The sequence below is a fragment of the Streptomyces sp. PT12 genome (genome assembly GCF_003311645.1).
GTDB lineage: Bacteria > Actinomycetota > Actinomycetes > Streptomycetales > Streptomycetaceae > Streptomyces.
Genome location: NZ_QEST01000014.1, coordinates 166,852 through 183,233 on the forward strand (window position 1 = coordinate 166,852; position 16,382 = coordinate 183,233).

Below are 16,382 nucleotides of genomic sequence, written 5' to 3' on the forward strand. Positions count from 1 at the left end.
CACCCCATCTCTCCCCAGAAGCTACCGCTGAGTGAGGTCAGATCCCGTGTCGAGCACGTCATCCCACGCCCCCCAGACGCCCGAGACCGGCACCGCCCGGGTCAAGCGCGGCATGGCCGAGCAGCTCAAGGGCGGAGTGATCATGGACGTGGTCACCCCGGAGCAGGCGAAGATCGCCGAGGACGCGGGGGCCGTGGCCGTCATGGCGCTCGAGCGCGTTCCCGCCGACATCCGCAAGGACGGCGGCGTGGCCAGGATGTCCGACCCCGACATGATCGACGGCATCATCGAGGCCGTGTCCATCCCCGTGATGGCCAAGTCCCGCATCGGGCACATCGTCGAGGCCCAGGTCCTCCAGGCGCTCGGCGTCGACTACATCGACGAGTCCGAGGTGCTCACCCCGGCCGACGAGGTCAACCACACCGACAAGTGGTCCTTCACCACCCCGTTCGTGTGCGGCGCCACCAACCTCGGCGAGGCCCTGCGGCGCATCGCCGAGGGCGCGGCCATGATCCGCTCCAAGGGCGAGGCCGGCACGGGGAACGTCGTGGAGGCCGTCCGCCACATGCGGCAGATCAGGGGCGAGATCGGCCGCCTGCGCGCCCTCGACAACCACGAGCTGTTCGCCGCGGCCAAGGAGCTGCGCGCCCCCTACGAGCTGGTCAAGGAGGTCGCCGCGCTGGGCAAGCTGCCGGTGGTGCTGTTCTCCGCGGGCGGCGTGGCGACCCCGGCCGACGCCGCGCTGATGCGGCAGCTGGGCGCGGAGGGCGTGTTCGTCGGCTCGGGCATCTTCAAGTCGGGCGACCCGGCCAAGCGGGCCGCGGCCATCGTCAAGGCCACGACATTCCACGACGACCCCAAGATCGTCGCCGATGTCTCCCGCGGCCTCGGCGAGGCCATGGTCGGCATCAACATCGACACCCTGCCCGACGGCGAGCGCTACGCCTCGCGCGGCTGGTGAGCGGAGGGCGGCGCGCGTGACCTCCCCCCTCATCGGCGTCCTCGCCCTCCAGGGAGACGTCCGCGAGCACCTGGCCGCCCTGACCGGGGCGGGCGCACGGGTCACCACCGTGCGCCGCCCCGAGGAGCTGGCCGAGGTCGAAGGACTGGTCATCCCCGGCGGCGAGTCGACCACCATCTCCAAACTGGCCCACGCCTTCGGGCTGCTCGAACCCCTGCGCGCACGCGTCAGGTCCGGCATGCCCGCCTATGGCTCGTGCGCGGGCATGATCATGCTCGCGGACAAGATCCTCGACCCCCGCTCGGGCCAGGAGACCGTCGGCGGCATCGACATGATCGTGCGGCGCAACGCCTTCGGGCGGCAGAACGAGTCGTTCGAGGCCGCCGTCGAGATGGCAGGGGTGCCCGGCGGCCCGGTCGACGGCGTGTTCATCCGCGCGCCCTGGGTAGAGTCCACCGGCGCCCTGGCCGAGACGCTCGCCGTCCACGAGGGGCACCCGGTCGCCGTGCGCCAGGACCGGCTGCTGGCCACCGCGTTCCACCCGGAGCTCACCGGCGACCACAGGGTCCACGCACTCTTCGCCGACATGGTGCGCACGGCGCGGTAGCACACTGCCGGTAGGATCAAACACGTTGATCGATGAGGGAATTTCTGGTGACATCGAAGGAGCAGCGCTGTGTCCGGCCACTCCAAGTGGGCAACCACCAAGCACAAGAAGGCCGTGATCGATGCCAAGCGCGGCAAGCTGTTCGCGAAGCTGATCAAGAACATCGAGGTCGCCGCGCGGACCGGCGGCGGTGACCCCGAGGGGAATCCCACGCTCTACGACGCCATCCAGAAGGCCAAGAAGAGCTCGGTCCCCAACACCAACATCGACCGCGCGGTCAAGCGCGGCGCGGGCCTCGAAGCGGGCGGCGCCGACTACCAGACGATCATGTACGAGGGGTACGGGCCGAACGGAGTGGCCGTCCTCATCGAGTGCCTGACGGACAACCGCAATCGCGCGGCCTCCGACGTCCGCGTCGCCATGACCCGCAACGGCGGCTCGATGGCCGACCCGGGATCCGTGTCCTACCTGTTCAACCGCAAGGGCGTGGTGATCGTCCCCAAGGCGGGCCAGACCGAGGACGACGTGCTCGGCGCGGTGCTCGACGCGGGCGCCGAGGAGGTCAACGACCTGGGCGAGTCGTTCGAGGTCGTCAGCGAGGCTGGCGACCTGGTCGCGGTGCGCACCGCCCTCCAGGAGGCCGGGATCGACTACGACTCGGCCGAGGCGGGCTTCCTGCCGACGGTGCAGGTCGAGCTCGACGAGGACGGCGCCCGCAAGATCTTCCGGCTGATCGACGCCCTCGAGGACAGCGACGACGTGCAGAACGTCTTCGCCAACTTCGACGTGGCCGACGACGTGATGGCCAAGGTCGACGCGTAGCACATCGTTCAACACCCCCAAGACCTCGTCGGCTCACGGCGATTGTCGGTGGGGGCGGGTAGCGTGCCGCGTGTCCCGCCCGAGCCGTTCCGGCGGGGAGCCGTCGAACGAGGGAGGGCCCGTGCGGGTACTGGGAATCGACCCCGGGCTGACCCGCTGCGGTGTCGGTGTCGTGGACGGGGCCCCGGGGCGCGCCCTGCGGATGGCCGCGGTGGGCGTGCTGCGCACCCCGGCCAGCGCCGAGACCCCGCTGCGGCTCGTGGCCATCGAGCGCGGCCTGGAGGAGTGGCTGGACGCCCACAGGCCCGAAGCGGTCGCCGTGGAGCGGGTGTTCAGCCAGCACAACGTCCGCACCGTCATGGGGACCGCGCAGGCGAGCGCGGTGGCCATGCTCTGCGCGGCCCGGCGCGGCCTGCCCGTCGCCCTGCACACGCCGAGCGAGGTCAAGGCCGCCGTCACCGGCAGCGGGCGCGCCGACAAGGCACAGGTCGGCGCCATGGTCACGCGCCTGCTCCGCCTCGACGCGCCCCCCAGGCCCGCGGACGCCGCCGACGCCCTCGCGCTCGCCATCTGCCACATCTGGCGCGCCCCGGCCCACGACCGCATCAGGCGGGCCCACGCGGCGGCGCGCCGCGAGCCGCCCGCCCCCCGACCGAAGGGCACCATCCCCTCATGATCGCCTTCGTCGCAGGACCCGTCGCCGCCCTCGCCCCCGACTCCGCGGTGGTCGAGGTCGGCGGCATCGGCGTCGCCGTCCAGTGCACCCCTGGCACCCTCGCGGGGCTGCGCGTGGGGGAGCGCGCCAGGCTCGCCACGTCGCTCGTCGTCCGGGAGGACTCCCTCACGCTCTACGGCTTCGCCGACGACGACGAGCGAGGGGTCTTCGAGCTGCTCCAGACCGCGAGCGGCGTCGGCCCCCGCCTCGCCCAGGCCATGCTGGCCGTGCACAGCCCCGACGCGCTGCGCCGTGCCGTCTCCACCGGCGACGAGAAGGCGCTCACCGCCGTGCCCGGCATCGGCAAGAAGGGCGCGCAGAAGCTCCTGCTCGAGCTGCGCGACCGCCTCGGCGCCCCGCTGTCCACCGCCGCGCCCGAGGCGGGACCCGCGCGCGCCGCGGCGCCCCCCGGCTGGCGCGAGCAGCTCCAGACCGCCCTCGTCGGCCTCGGCTACGCCCCGCGCGACGCCGACGGCGCCCTGGCCGCCGTCGCCCCGCAGGCCGAGGCGGCCGAGGCCGAGGGCGCGGCCCCCGACGTCCCGAGGCTGCTGCGCGCCGCCCTGCAAACCCTCAACCGCACCAGGTAGGCCCCCGTGAGCAGCGAGGCGGCCCGGGCCGGAAGGCGAACACCATGAGCTGGGACGAGCAGACCGACGGCGTGGAGGAGCGCCTGGTCGGCGCCGCCGCCGACCGGGATGACCTGGCGGTCGAGGCGGCGCTGCGCCCCAAGGACTTCGGCGAGTTCATCGGCCAGACCCGCGTCCGCGAGCAGCTCGACCTGGTGCTGCGCGCCGCCCGCGCCCGCGGCGCGACCGCCGACCACGTCCTGCTCTCGGGCGCCCCGGGGCTCGGCAAGACGACCCTCTCCATGATCATCGCCGCCGAGATGGGCGCCCCGATCCGGATCACCTCGGGCCCCGCCATCCAGCACGCGGGCGACCTGGCCGCCATCCTGTCCTCCCTCGCCGAGGGCGAGGTGCTCTTCCTCGACGAGATCCACCGGATGTCGCGGCCCGCCGAGGAGATGCTCTACATGGCGATGGAGGACTTCAGGGTCGACGTCATCGTCGGCAAGGGCCCGGGGGCCACGGCCATCCCCCTGGAGCTGCCGCCGTTCACCCTGGTCGGCGCCACCACGAGGGCCGGGCTGCTGCCGCCACCGCTGCGCGACCGCTTCGGGTTCACCGGGCACATGGAGTTCTACGAGCCCGCCGAGCTCGAACGCGTCGTGCACCGCTCGGCAGGGCTGCTCGCCGTCGAGGTGACGAAGGACGGCGCAGCCGAGATCGCGGGGCGCTCGCGCGGCACCCCCCGCATCGCCAACCGCCTGCTGCGCCGGGTGCGCGACTACGCCCAGGTCCGCGCGGACGGCGTGGTGACCCACGAGGCGGCCAGGCGCGCGCTCGCGGTGTACGAGGTGGACGAGCGCGGCCTCGACCGGCTCGACCGCTCGGTCCTGCACGCCCTGCTCAACCTCTTCGGCGGCGGCCCCGTGGGCCTGTCCACGCTCTCGGTCGCGGTGGGGGAGGAGCGCGAGACCGTGGAGGAGGTCGCCGAGCCGTTCCTCGTCAGGGAGGGGCTGCTCGCCAGGACGCCGCGTGGCCGCGTCGCCACCCCCGCGGCCTGGCGCCACCTCGGCCTGACGCCGCCGACGCGGGAGGGCGGGACGGGACAAGACGGACTCTTCGGGATGTGAGGCGTTCCCCGCACCGCGGATTTCACGCCCCCGGAACTCCGGTGGCATCCTGAACGTTGTTCCCCGAGTACGGCCTCCCCTAGACTCCGCCGTTGCCGACCCCGTGCGGGAAGGCATGCCCGCCCCCCATACGTCAGGTCGCCTCAGCGGCCGAACAAAAGGAAATCCCTCCGCCGTGGACATCGCGTTTCTCTTCCCCTTCATTCTGCTCATCGGCGTCATGTTCTTGATGACGCGCTCCGCCAAGAACCGGCAGCGTCAGGCTCTCGAGATGCGGGACTCGATGGAGCCGGGGTCGGGGGTGCGGACCATCGGCGGCATGTACGCCGAGGTCAAGGAGGTCAGGGAGGACACGGTCCTCCTCGAGGTCGCCCCCGGGGTGCACGCGGTCTACGCGAAGAACGCCATCGGCGCCGTCCTCGACGCGGACGAGTACCAGCGGATCATCAACGACGAGCCGTACGTGGACGACGAGGACGAGGCCCCGGTCGTTCCCGATGACGCCTCCTCCCTCACCGAGGACGACGGCGACCGCGTCGAGCTCGGCAAGGCCGACACCGACGACGCCGTGACGTCCGACTCTCCTGACAGCTCCCCCAAGGAGCCGCGCGACCCCAAGTCCTGAGCGCGAGGCGGCTTCGGCCGCCCGTCAGCCATTCCGCCGCGCGGCGGTCACCGGCCGCGGACCGCTGGACAGAGAGAAGACGAGAAGGTGGCGACACCGAAGAAGAGCCTTAGGTCCTCCTCCGCCAAGAGAGGCGGGAGGACCAAGGGAGCGCAGGGGAGGCCCGGGCGGGCCCTGACGCTGATTTCGCTGATCGTGGTGAGCTTGGTCGCGGGGATGTTCGCCTCGGGTCACACCACGCCCCGCCTGGGCATCGACCTCGCCGGCGGCACGAGCATCACGCTCGCCGCCGTGGCCGAGGAGGGCAACGAGGACGCGATCAACTCGACGAACCTCAACACCGCCGTCAGTATCATCGAGCGCCGGGTCAACGGCCTCGGCGTCTCCGAGGCGGAGGTGCAGACCCAGGGCGACCGGAACATCATCGTCAACATCCCCAGGGGCACCAACGAGGAGCAGGCGAGGGAGCAGGTCGGCACCACGGCCGAGCTCGGCTTCCGCCCCGTGCTGACGATGGCCTCCGCGGCGCCCCCGGCCGAGTCGGGCGATGAGCCCACCGAGGAGCCGAGCGACGGCGCGAGCGAGGACACGGGCGATGAGCCCACCGACGAGGAGTCGGGCGAGCCCACGGACGAGCCGAGCGACGGAGCGGGCGAGGACACGGGCGAGGAGCCGAGCGACGACGCCAGCGAGGAGCCCGCGGACGAGGCGTCAGGCGACGAGAGCCAGAGCCTCGGCGTCCCCGGCGCCCGCGACGGCGGCCTCGGCACCATGAGCCTGGCGTCCTACCCGGCCCAGGACGCCTCGGATGAGCCGAGCGATGAGCCGAGCGACGGCGCGGGCGAGGAGCCCACCGACGAGGAGTCGGACGCCGCCGCCGACGAGGGCGGCGCGGGCGACGAGGCCCCGGCCGACCCGCAGGCCCAGCTCGACGCGCTCGACTGCACCACCGAGGCGGGGCGCCTCGAGGCCAGCCGCGCCGCAGCCCAGGCCCAGGACGACGAGCCCGTCGTGACGTGCGACGCCGAGGGCACCACCAAGTACGCCCTCGGCCCCGTGGCCGTCCCTGGCCGTGACGTCAGCGGCGCGGACGCCGTCTACGACACCCAGCGCGGCCAGGGCTGGATCGTCCAGATGGACTTCAGCAACTCAGGCGCCGACAAGTTCGCCGACATCACCGCCGAGCTGGCCATGCAGGTCGAGCCGCAGAACCGCTTCGCCATCGTGCTCGACGGCGAGACCGTCTCCGCCCCCTCCGTCTCCGAGCGCCTCGGTGGCGGCAGCGCCGAGATCTCCGGTGGCTTCACGCAGGCGTCCGCTGAGGACCTGGCGAACATCCTCCAGTACGGCGCGCTGCCCCTCACCTTCGAGGAGGCGAGCGTCTCCACCGTCTCGCCGACCCTCGGTGACGAGCAGCTGCGGGCGGGCCTGATCGCGGGCGGCATCGGCCTCGCCCTCGTCATCGCCTACATGCTGGTCTACTACCGCGGCCTGGCGCTGATCGCCATCGCCAGCCTCGTCGTCTCCGCGGCGCTCACCTACTCGCTGATGGCGCTGCTCGGCCCGATGATCGGTTTCGCGCTCAACCTCCCGGCCGTGTGCGGTGCGATCGTCGCCATCGGCATCACGGCGGACTCGTTCATCGTCTACTTCGAACGCATCAGGGACGAGGTCAGGGAGGGCCGCAGCCTGCGCCCCGCCGTCGAGCGGGCCTGGCCGCGCGCCCGACGGACCATCCTGGTCTCCGACTTCGTCTCCTTCCTCGCCGCAGCGGTCCTCTTCGTGGTCACCGTTGGCAAGGTGCAGGGCTTCGCGTTCACGCTGGGCCTGACGACGGCGCTCGACGTGGTGGTGGTCTTCCTGTTCACGAAGCCGCTGATGACCCTGCTGGCCAGGCGGAAGTTCTTCTCGGGCGGCCACTCGTGGTCGGGGCTCGACCCCAAGCGCCTCGGGGCCAGGCCGATCCTGCGCGGCGCCCGGCGTCCGGCACCCGTTCCCAGCGACCCCAAGGAGGCGTGAGATGTCACGGCTCGGTGATCTCGGCGCCCGGCTCTACCGGGGAGAGGTCGGCGTCGACTTCGTCGCCCGCCGCAAGATCTGGTACCTGGTGTCGATCGTGATCACGGTCCTGGCCTTCGCCGGGGTGGGGGTCAAGGGTCTGCACATGGGTGTGGAGTTCGAGGGCGGCGCGGTCTTCACCACCCCGCCCACCTCCGTCTCCACCGAGACCGCGGAGGAGGTGGCGGAGGAGGCGTCGGGCAGCCAGGCCCTCGTCCAGACGCTCGGCGACGACGGCTCGATGCGCATCCAGGTCAGCGGCCTGGACACCGAGCACTCCAACGAGACGCGCGCCGCACTCGCCGACGCGCTCGACATCGAGACCGAGGCACTCAACGCCGAGCTGATCGGCCCGAGTTGGGGCTCCCAGATCGCGAACAGAGCCTGGCAGGGCCTGGCGATCTTCCTCGTCCTCGTGGTCATCTACCTGGCCATCGCGTTCGAGTGGCGCATGGCACTTGCCGCGCTGATCGCGCTGATCCACGACCTCACGATCACCGTCGGCGTCTACGCCCTGGTGGGTTTCGAGGTCACACCGGGCACGGTGATCGGCCTGCTGACCATCCTGGGCTATTCGCTCTACGACACGGTCGTGGTCTTCGACGGCCTGCGCGAGACCACCCGCAACTTCATGAAGCAGAGCCGCCACACCTACGCCGAGCTGGCCAACCGCAGCCTCAACGGCACGCTGGTCCGCTCGATCAACACCTCGGTGGTGGCCCTGCTCCCCGTCAGCGCCCTGCTGTTCATCGGCGGTGGCGCGCTGGGCGGCGGCATGCTCAACGACATCGCCCTGTCGCTGTTCGTCGGCCTCGCCGCGGGCGCGTACTCCTCGATCATGATCGCGACCCCCCTGGTTTCGGACTTCAAGAGCCGTGACCCGGTGGTCGCCGCCCATGACCGCAAGGTGCTCGCCCGGCGGGCCAAGCGCGAGGAGCTCGGGCTCGGCGCGGATGCCGACACCGACGACGAGGACGAGGACGAGTCCGCGGACGACGACGCCCCGCGGCGGCTCTCGGACCGGGACCTCGAGGTCCCGGGCCTGGAGCGCGACGCCCGCGAGCCCGAGGACGAGGCCCGCGCGCCCGTGGCCGCGGCGGGCGCCGCCCCGCGTGGCTCCCGCGGCCCGCGCCGCCAGCCGATGTCGCGGAGCCGTGGCAAGGGCCGTCCCTCGGGGAAGCGCCGGTGACGGCCGAGGCCAGGTCGCGCGCCGAGGTCGAGGCGCTGCTCCGTGGCCGGATCCGCGATGTCCCCGACTACCCCAAGCCGGGCATCGTCTTCAAGGACATCACCCCGCTGCTCGCCGACCCCGAGGCGTTCACCGCGCTCACCGACGCGCTGGCCGCGTTCAGCCTGGAGCACGGCGCCACCAAGGTCGTCGGGCTCGAGGCCAGGGGCTTCATCCTTGCCGCCCCCGTGGCCGTCCGCGCGGGCCTGGGCTTTGTCCCGGTCCGCAAGGCGGGCAAGCTCCCCGGGGCCACCCTCGCGCAGGCGTACGAGCTCGAGTACGGCAGCGCGGAGATGGAGATCCACGCCGAGGACCTGTCGGGGTCCGACCGCGTGCTGGTCATCGACGACGTGCTGGCCACCGGGGGCACCGCCGAGGCCGCCCTGCGGCTGATCCGGCGCTCCGGCGCCCAGGTCGCCGGACTGGCCGTGCTGATGGAGCTGGGATTCCTGCCGGGCAGACAGCGGGTGCTCCCCGCCCTGGACGGCGCCCCCTACCAGGCGTTGCTCACCGTCTGAAAGCGCCCGCGCACGCCCCGGGCTCCCGTCACGCGGCGGGCGCCCGGGAGCGTACGCGGGCTTGCGCGCGTGCGGATCCCCTGGGCTCGTTACCATGGCAGTCCGATCGATTCCGGCCGGACTCTCCTCAGGCCGCCCGCGGCACGGAGGACCGCTCCCCCTCCCCGCCGGTCCACGGCGGGGAAGGGCCCGAGAAGGAGTGCTCTTGCCAGACGACGCCCAGCCGCTCACCTCGACCCAGCGGAAGAGTGCCAAGCCGTCCGCCGCCGCCCTCGGCTGGCGGGACGGCGAGGACAGCCGTGCCCCGGCACCGGCGACGGCGCCGTCGGCCCCTGCCGTCTCAGGCGTCTCGGGCCGCTCCGGCTCGTCGAACCGCGTACGGGCCCGCCTCGCCCGGCTCGGCGTCCAGCGCTCCAGCCCGTACAACCCCGTGCTCGAGCCGCTGCTGCGCGTCGTCAGGGCCAACGACCCCAAGGCCGACACCGCGCTGCTGCGCCGCATCGAGCGCGCCTACCAGGTCGCCGAGCGGTGGCACCGCGGCCAGAAGCGCAAGAGCGGCGACCCGTACATCACCCACCCGCTGGCCGTGACGACGATCCTGGCCGAGCTGGGCATGGACGCGGCCACGCTGATGGCCGGGCTGCTGCACGACACCGTCGAGGACACCGAGTACGGCCTCGACACCCTCCGCAGGGACTTCGGCGACCAGGTCGCCCAGCTCGTCGACGGCGTCACCAAGCTGGACAAGGTCAAGTTCGGCGAGGCGGCCCAGGCCGAGACCGTCCGCAAGATGGTGGTGGCCATGGCCAGGGACCCCAGGGTCCTGGTCATCAAGCTCGCCGACCGCCTGCACAACATGCGGACGATGCGCTTCCTCAAGCGGGAGAAGCAGGAGCAGAAGGCCCGCGAGACGCTGGAGATCTACGCCCCGCTGGCCCACCGCCTGGGCATGAACACCATCAAGTGGGAGCTCGAGGACCTGGCGTTCGCGATCCTCTACCCCAAGATGTACGACGAGATCGTCCGCCTGGTCGCCGAGCGCGCGCCCAAGCGCGACGAGTACCTCGCCACCGTCATCGACGAGGTCCAGTCCGACCTGCGCGGCGCCCGGATCAAGGCCGCGGTCACCGGGCGGCCCAAGCACTACTACAGCGTCTACCAGAAGATGATCGTGCGCGGCCGGGACTTCGCGGAGATCTACGACCTGGTGGGCATCAGGGTCCTGGTGGACACCGTCCGCGACTGCTACGCAGCGCTCGGCACCGTGCACGCGCGGTGGAACCCTGTGCCGGGGCGGTTCAAGGACTACATCGCGATGCCCAAGTTCAACATGTACCAGTCCCTGCACACGACGGTGATAGGGCCAGGGGGCAAGCCGGTCGAGCTCCAGATCCGCACGTTCGACATGCACAGGCGGGCGGAGTTCGGCATCGCCGCCCACTGGAAGTACAAGCAGCAGGCGGTCGCGGGCTCCTCCAAGGTGCGCTCCGACGCCCCGAAGAAGGGCGAGCGCAGGGGCGGCCGTACCACCGTCGACGACATGGCCTGGCTGCGGCAGCTGCTCGACTGGCAGAAGGAGACCGAGGACCCGGGGGAGTTCCTTGAGTCGCTGCGCTTCGACCTGTCGCGCAACGAAGTGTTCGTCTTCACGCCCAAGGGCGACGTGATCGCGCTGCCCGCGGGCGCGACGCCGGTCGACTTCGCGTACGCCGTGCACACCGAGGTCGGCCACCGCACGATAGGGGCCAAGGTCAACGGCCGCCTGGTGCCGCTCGAGTCCACGCTGGACAACGGCGACACCGTGGAGATCTTCACGTCCAAGGCCGAAGGCGCGGGGCCATCGCGCGACTGGCTGGCCTTCGTCAAGTCGCCCCGCGCGCGCAACAAGATCAGGGGCTGGTTCTCCAAGGAGCGCAGGGACGAGGCGATCGAGCAGGGCAAGGACTCCATCGCCCGCGCCGTGCGCAAGCAGAACCTCCCGATCCAGCACGTGCTCAGCGGCGACGCGCTGGTCACCCTGGCCCACGAGATGCGCTACCCCGACATCTCGTCGCTCTACGCCGCGATCGGCGAGGGCCATGTCTCGGCGCAGAGCGTGGTGCAGAAGCTCGTCCAGGCGGTCGGCGGCGAGGAGGCGGCCAACGAGGACATCTCCGAGGCGGCCCCGCCGGTCCCGGTCCGCGCCAAGCGGCGCACGACGGCGGACCCCGGCGTGGTGGTCAAGGGCGTGGACGACGTCTGGGTCAAGGTCGCCCGCTGCTGCACGCCGGTGCCGGGCGACCCGATCATCGGCTTCGTCACGCGCGGCAACGGCGTCTCTGTGCACCGGGCCGACTGCCTGAACGTCGACTCCCTCGCTCAGGAGCCCGAGCGGATCCTGGACGTCGAGTGGGCGCCCACCCAGTCATCGGTCTTCCTGGTCGCCATCCAGGTCGAGGCCCTCGACCGGTCACGGCTGCTCTCCGACGTCACGCGCGTCCTGTCGGACCAGCACGTGAACATCCTCTCGGCCGCCGTCCAGACGTCGCGGGACCGGGTGGCCACGTCCCGTTTCACGTTCGAGATGGGCGACCCCAAGCACCTGGGCCATGTGCTCAAGGCCGTGCGCGGCGTCGAGGGCGTCTACGACGTCTACCGCGTCACCTCGCCGCGCAGGCCCTGACGCGAGCGGCGGAGGGGAGGAGCCGGACGACGCCGCGCCTCCCCTCCGCCACCGGCGCCCCGCTCAGCCGCCGAACTCCTGAAGCCCCTTGAGCGCCTGGTCAAGCAGCGCCTGCCGCCCGGCCAGCTCCTGCTCCAGCTTCTGCGCCTTGGCGGCGTTCCCCTGGGCCCTGGCGCGCTCCGCCTGCTCCCGCAGCCGGTCCACGGCGTCCTGCAACTGCCCGGTCAGGCCCGCGGCCCGCGCCCGCGCCTCGGGGTTGGTGCGGCGCCACTCGGCGTCCTCGGCCTCGGCGACGGCCCGCTCGACGGCGTGCATCCGGCCCTCGATCGCGGCCCTGGCGTCCCTTGGCACATGGCCGATGGCCTCCCAGCGCTCGCCGATCGACCGCAACGCGGCCCGCGCCGCCCGCAGATCGGTGATCGGCAGCAGCTTCTCGGCCTCGGCCGCCAGCTGCTCCTTGAGCGCGAGGTTGTCGCGGTGCTCGGCGTCCCGCTCGGCGAACGCCGACCCGCGGGCCTGGAAGAAGACGTCCTGCGCCGCCCTGAAACGGGTCCACAGGTCCTCCTCGGCGTCCCGGTGCGCCCGGCCCGCCGCCTTCCACTCCCGCATCAGCTCGCGGTAACGGGCCGCCGTCGGGCCCCAGTCCGTGGAATCCGACAGGCTCTCCGCCTCCGCGATCAGCTTCTCCTTGCGCCGCCGCGTCTCCTCGCGCTGCGAGTCGAGCGCGGCGAAGTGCGACTTGCGGCGCTTGGAGAACGCCGACCTGGCCTGCGAGAACCGGTGCCACAGCTCGTCGTCGGTCTTCCTGTCGAGCCGGGGCAGGCCCTTCCAGGTGTCGACGAGGCCGCGCAGCCGCTCACCCGCGACCCGCCACTGCTCGCTCGCGGCCAGCTCCTCGGCCTCCGCGACCAGCGCCTCCTTGGCCGCCCTGGCCTCCTCGCTCTGCCGGGCCTTGGCCGCCTTCCGCTCCTCGCGGCGCGCGTCGACCAGGGCGACCAGCTCGTCGAGGCGGCGGCCGAGACCGACGAGGTCGCCGACCGCGTGCCCGGCGTCGACCTGCTCCCGCAGGTGGCCGATGGCCGTCATGGCGTCCTTGGCCGACAGATCGGTGGTCCGCACCCGCCGTTCGAGGAGGTCCACCTCGACGACCAGGCCCTCGTACTTGCGCTCGAAATAGGCGAGCGCCTCCTCGGGGGAGCCCGCCTGCCAGGAGCCGACGACCTTCTCGCCGTCCGGCGTCCGCACGTACACGGTCCCGGTTTCGTCAACACGGCCCCACGGCTCGCTGCTCACAGCGCCTCCTCGTCTGATGCGCACGACGGGGCCCGACGCCCCCGGCACCGTCCACAGTTCTCGACCGGTCGGCGGCCCTTTTCTCCCGCCCGACCGGCGCAGGCACCCTGCACAACGCCAACATAGGTGACACCGTGCCCGGCTGTCCGCACCTTGCTCGCCGGAAAATACCGGTGAACGAGGCTCACTCCGCCGCAACCTCCTCCACGGTCGCCTCGTTGATCACCACCGTGGCGTTCGGCGCGGTCGTCCCGTTGGCGTCGGGCGGGGCCGCACCCGTCTCGGCGATCAGCTCGACCACGTCGAGCCCGGCCGTCAGCGTCCCGAACGGCGTGTACTGCGCGGGCAGCTCGCTGTCCTCGTACACCACGAAGAACTGGCTGCCGCCCGTGTCGGGGCCGCTGTTGGCCATCGCCACCGTGCCCGCGGGGTAGACGCCGTCGGCCACCTCGGGGGCGTCGAGGTTCTCGTCGGGCAGGCTGTAGCCGGGGCCGCCCTGGCCCGTGCCCTGCGGGTCGCCGCACTGGAGCACGAAGATGCCCTCGGTCACCAGCCTGTGGCAGCGAGTGTGGTCGAAATAGCCCTCGCCAGCGAGGAAGGCGAACGAGTTCACCGTGCGCGGCGCCGCCTCGGCGTCCATCGTGATCTCGATGTCGCCGCACGTGGTCGCGAGCCGCATCACGTAGTCGCTCGCGGCGTCCACGGCCATCTCGGGCTCCTCCTCCCACTGCGCCGTGGTCGGCTCGCCCTCGGCCGGGGCCTCGCAGGGGTCGTCGGGCGGCGTGGTCGCCTCGTCCCCCGGCTGCGCGCCGTCCTCCGCCGCCGCGTCCGAGCCGCCGTCGTCCCGGTTCACGGCCACCAGGGCGGTCACGCCGCCTGCCACCAGCACGACAAGCGCGACCGAGAGCAGGACGCGGCGCCGGCGACCTCGGCGGTACCGGCTCGCCCTCCGCTCCTGCTGCCGCTCGAACTTCGCACGCGCGAGCTGCTTGCGCCGCTGCTCCTTGCTGACCACCGCGCTCTCCCTTGTCTGTCGGGGACTGGAACTCACGTACCTCAAGTGCGCCGTGGCGTCACCGTATACGGGTTCGCCCGTCCTGCACCGCCGCCGGTAGGCTCTGGCAAAACAGCCACCCACGACGACCGTGAGGACGACCGTGCTCATCGCTGGCTTCCCCGCCGGGGCCTGGGGGACCAATTGCTACCTGGTCGCGCCCGCCGCGGGCGAGGAGTGCGTGATCATCGACCCGGGGCACCGCGCCGCCCCCGGGGTCGATGAGGCCATCGCCAAGCACCGGCTCAAGCCGGTCGCCGTGATCCTCACCCACGGCCACATCGACCACGTCGCCTCGGTGGTGCCCGTCTGCGGCGCCCACGACGTGCCCGCCTGGATCCACCCGGCCGACCGCTACATGCTCGATGACCCCGAGAAGGCCCTCGGCGTCCGCATCGGCCAGCCGCTCATGGGCGAGCTGACCGTGGGGGAGCCCGACGACCTGAGGGAGCTGGCCGACGGCGCCGAGCTCGAGCTGGCGGGGATGAGCCTCACCGTCGCGCACGCCCCCGGCCATACCAAGGGGTCGGTGACCTTCGGGCTGCCCGAGCAGGCGGACGTTCCGCCGGTGCTGTTCTCGGGCGACCTGCTGTTCGCCGGCTCCGTCGGACGCACCGATCTGCCCGGGGGTGACCACCTCGAGATCCTGCGCTCGCTGGCCCGTGTCTGCCTGCCGCTCAGTGACTCGACCGTGGTGCTCTCCGGGCATGGCCCGCAGACCACCATCGGCCGCGAGCGCGCCACCAACCCGTTCCTGCGGGAGCTGGCCGCCGGCCGGGCGGCGGCCGACGCCGCCGCACAGCGACCAGGAATGTGAAGAATCCTTTCGTGAGCAGCTTCTCCGCCCCCAAGGGCACGTACGACCTCATCCCGCCGGACTCCGCCGCGTTCACCGCGGTGCGCGACGCGCTCGCGTCCCCGCTGCGCGGCGCGGGCTACGGCTATGTCGAGACCCCGGGCTTCGAGCACGTCGAGCTGTTCTCCCGGGGCGTCGGCGAGTCCACGGACATCGTGACCAAGGAGATGTACACCCTCACCACCAAGGGCGGCACCCACCTCGCGCTGCGCCCCGAGGGCACCGCGTCCGTCCTGCGCGCCGCGCTCCAGGCCAATCTGCACCGGACCGGGAACCTCCCGGTCAAGCTCTGGTACTCCGGCACGTACTACCGCTACGAACGCCCCCAGGCCGGCAGGTACCGCCACTTCTCGCAGGTCGGCGCCGAGGCGATCGGGGCCGAGGACCCGGCGCTCGACGCGGAGTTGATCATCCTGGCCGCCGAGGCCCACCGCTCGCTCGGCCTGACCGGGGTGAGCCTGCTGCTCAACTCCCTGGGCGACGCCGAGTGCCGCCCCGCGTACCGCGCCGCGCTCCAGGCGTTCCTGCGCGGGCTCGACCTCGACGAGGACACCAGGGCCAGGATCGAGATCAACCCCCTGCGCGTCCTGGACGACAAGCGCGAGAGCGTGCGGCGTCAGCTCGTCGGCGCCCCGATGATGCGTGACCACCTGTGCGAGTCGTGCAAGGCGTACCACGAGGGCGTCCGCGACCTGCTACGCGAGGCGGGCGTCCCCTTCACGGATGACGACCGGCTGGTCCGCGGCCTGGACTACTACACCCGCACCACGTTCGAATTCGTGCACGGCGGCCTCGGCTCCCAGTCCGCGGTCGGCGGCGGCGGGCGGTACGACGGGCTCTCGGAGATGATCGGCGGGCCCAGGCTGCCCTCGGTCGGCTGGGCGCTCGGCGTGGACCGCACGGTGCTCGCCCTGCGCGCCGAGGGCGTCGCGCTCGATCTCCCGCCTGCCACCGACGTGTTCGCGGTGCCGCTCGGCGAGGAGGCGAGGCGCGCGTTGTTCACGCTGGTCACGGGGCTGCGGCGGGGCGGGGTCCGCGCCGACTTCGCCTATGGTGGAAGAGGGCTCAAGGCCGCGATGAAGGCGGCCAACCGCAGTGGCGCCCGCTTCGCCGTCGTGGCGGGCGACCGGGACCTGGCCGACGGCGTCGTCCAGGTGAAGGACCTGGCCAGCGGGGATCAGGCGCCCGTCGCCCTCGCCGTGGCGGTCGAGGAGCTGCGCCAACGGCTCGGCTGAGGGCCGCGATTCCCCTCGCCCAGGACCTTTGCCAGGTTGACATCAGCGGCGG

At 72.3% G+C, this 16,382-nt stretch carries 15 protein-coding genes; 13 read left to right on the plus strand and 2 right to left on the minus strand.

Going from position 1 to position 16,382, the window contains the following annotated elements; all coding sequences use genetic code 11:
• Positions 1 to 46: 46 nt before the first annotated feature.
• The 11 genes from pdxS to DEH69_RS01580 all read left to right on the plus strand — a co-directional run bounded on the left by pdxS (position 47) and on the right by DEH69_RS01580 (position 11,892).
• Positions 47 to 961 (plus strand): pyridoxal 5'-phosphate synthase lyase subunit PdxS, encoded by a 915-nt coding sequence (gene pdxS, locus DEH69_RS01530; RefSeq protein ID WP_113685019.1) that lies wholly within the window; start codon positions 47 to 49, stop codon positions 959 to 961.
• A gap of 16 nt (positions 962 to 977) precedes the next feature.
• Positions 978 to 1,568 (plus strand): pyridoxal 5'-phosphate synthase glutaminase subunit PdxT, encoded by a 591-nt coding sequence (gene pdxT / locus DEH69_RS01535; RefSeq protein ID WP_113685020.1) that lies wholly within the window; start codon positions 978 to 980, stop codon positions 1,566 to 1,568.
• A gap of 69 nt (positions 1,569 to 1,637) precedes the next feature.
• On the plus strand, positions 1,638 to 2,390 hold the full coding sequence (locus DEH69_RS01540) for a YebC/PmpR family DNA-binding transcriptional regulator (protein WP_113685021.1): 753 nt from the start codon (positions 1,638 to 1,640) through the stop codon (positions 2,388 to 2,390).
• A gap of 121 nt (positions 2,391 to 2,511) precedes the next feature.
• Positions 2,512 to 3,066 (plus strand): crossover junction endodeoxyribonuclease RuvC, encoded by a 555-nt coding sequence (ruvC, locus tag DEH69_RS01545; RefSeq protein WP_113685022.1) that lies wholly within the window; start codon positions 2,512 to 2,514, stop codon positions 3,064 to 3,066.
• The gene (ruvA, locus tag DEH69_RS01550) at positions 3,063 to 3,692 is read left to right on the plus strand and encodes a Holliday junction branch migration protein RuvA (RefSeq protein ID WP_113685023.1); all 630 of its coding nucleotides are present in this window, start codon (positions 3,063 to 3,065) and stop codon (positions 3,690 to 3,692) included. Before ruvC ends, ruvA begins: the two co-directional genes overlap by 4 nt.
• Positions 3,693 to 3,736: 44 nt before the next feature.
• Complete coding sequence (ruvB, locus tag DEH69_RS01555) at positions 3,737 to 4,801, plus strand: Holliday junction branch migration DNA helicase RuvB (RefSeq protein WP_113685024.1); 1,065 nt, start codon at positions 3,737 to 3,739, stop codon at positions 4,799 to 4,801.
• A 175-nt stretch (positions 4,802 to 4,976) separates the two neighbouring features.
• Entirely contained in the window at positions 4,977 to 5,426 is a 450-nt protein-coding gene (yajC, locus tag DEH69_RS01560; protein WP_113685025.1) for a preprotein translocase subunit YajC, read from the plus strand.
• 216 nt (positions 5,427 to 5,642) lie between these two features.
• Positions 5,643 to 7,445 carry a protein translocase subunit SecD gene (gene secD / locus DEH69_RS01565; protein ID WP_258534375.1) on the plus strand — a complete coding sequence of 601 codons (1,803 nt, stop codon included), beginning with the start codon at positions 5,643 to 5,645 and terminating at the stop codon, positions 7,443 to 7,445.
• 1 nt (position 7,446) lies between these two features.
• The gene (gene secF, locus DEH69_RS01570) at positions 7,447 to 8,673 is read left to right on the plus strand and encodes a protein translocase subunit SecF (RefSeq protein ID WP_113685027.1); all 1,227 of its coding nucleotides are present in this window, start codon (positions 7,447 to 7,449) and stop codon (positions 8,671 to 8,673) included.
• Complete coding sequence (locus DEH69_RS01575) at positions 8,670 to 9,230, plus strand: adenine phosphoribosyltransferase (RefSeq protein ID WP_113685028.1); 561 nt, start codon at positions 8,670 to 8,672, stop codon at positions 9,228 to 9,230. Before secF ends, DEH69_RS01575 begins: the two co-directional genes overlap by 4 nt.
• A gap of 205 nt (positions 9,231 to 9,435) precedes the next feature.
• Positions 9,436 to 11,892, plus strand: coding sequence for a bifunctional (p)ppGpp synthetase/guanosine-3',5'-bis(diphosphate) 3'-pyrophosphohydrolase (locus DEH69_RS01580; protein ID WP_113685029.1), 2,457 nt, complete (start codon positions 9,436 to 9,438; stop codon positions 11,890 to 11,892).
• A gap of 63 nt (positions 11,893 to 11,955) precedes the next feature.
• On the opposite strand, the gene DEH69_RS01585 is transcribed toward DEH69_RS01580, so the two are convergent.
• Complete coding sequence (locus DEH69_RS01585) at positions 11,956 to 13,185, minus strand: DUF349 domain-containing protein (protein ID WP_113685030.1); 1,230 nt, start codon at positions 13,183 to 13,185, stop codon at positions 11,956 to 11,958.
• A 184-nt stretch (positions 13,186 to 13,369) separates the two neighbouring features.
• Positions 13,370 to 14,200, minus strand: coding sequence for a peptidylprolyl isomerase (locus DEH69_RS01590; protein WP_113685031.1), 831 nt, complete (start codon positions 14,198 to 14,200; stop codon positions 13,370 to 13,372).
• A gap of 142 nt (positions 14,201 to 14,342) precedes the next feature.
• On the opposite strand from DEH69_RS01590, the gene DEH69_RS01595 reads away from it, so the two are divergent.
• Together DEH69_RS01595 and hisS are read left to right on the plus strand one after the other, a co-directional pair.
• Positions 14,343 to 15,056 carry an MBL fold metallo-hydrolase gene (locus DEH69_RS01595; RefSeq protein ID WP_113685032.1) on the plus strand — a complete coding sequence of 238 codons (714 nt, stop codon included), beginning with the start codon at positions 14,343 to 14,345 and terminating at the stop codon, positions 15,054 to 15,056.
• Positions 15,057 to 15,067: 11 nt separating this feature from the next.
• Positions 15,068 to 16,330, plus strand: coding sequence for a histidine--tRNA ligase (gene hisS, locus DEH69_RS01600; RefSeq protein ID WP_113685033.1), 1,263 nt, complete (start codon positions 15,068 to 15,070; stop codon positions 16,328 to 16,330).
• Positions 16,331 to 16,382: the final 52 nt, after the last annotated feature.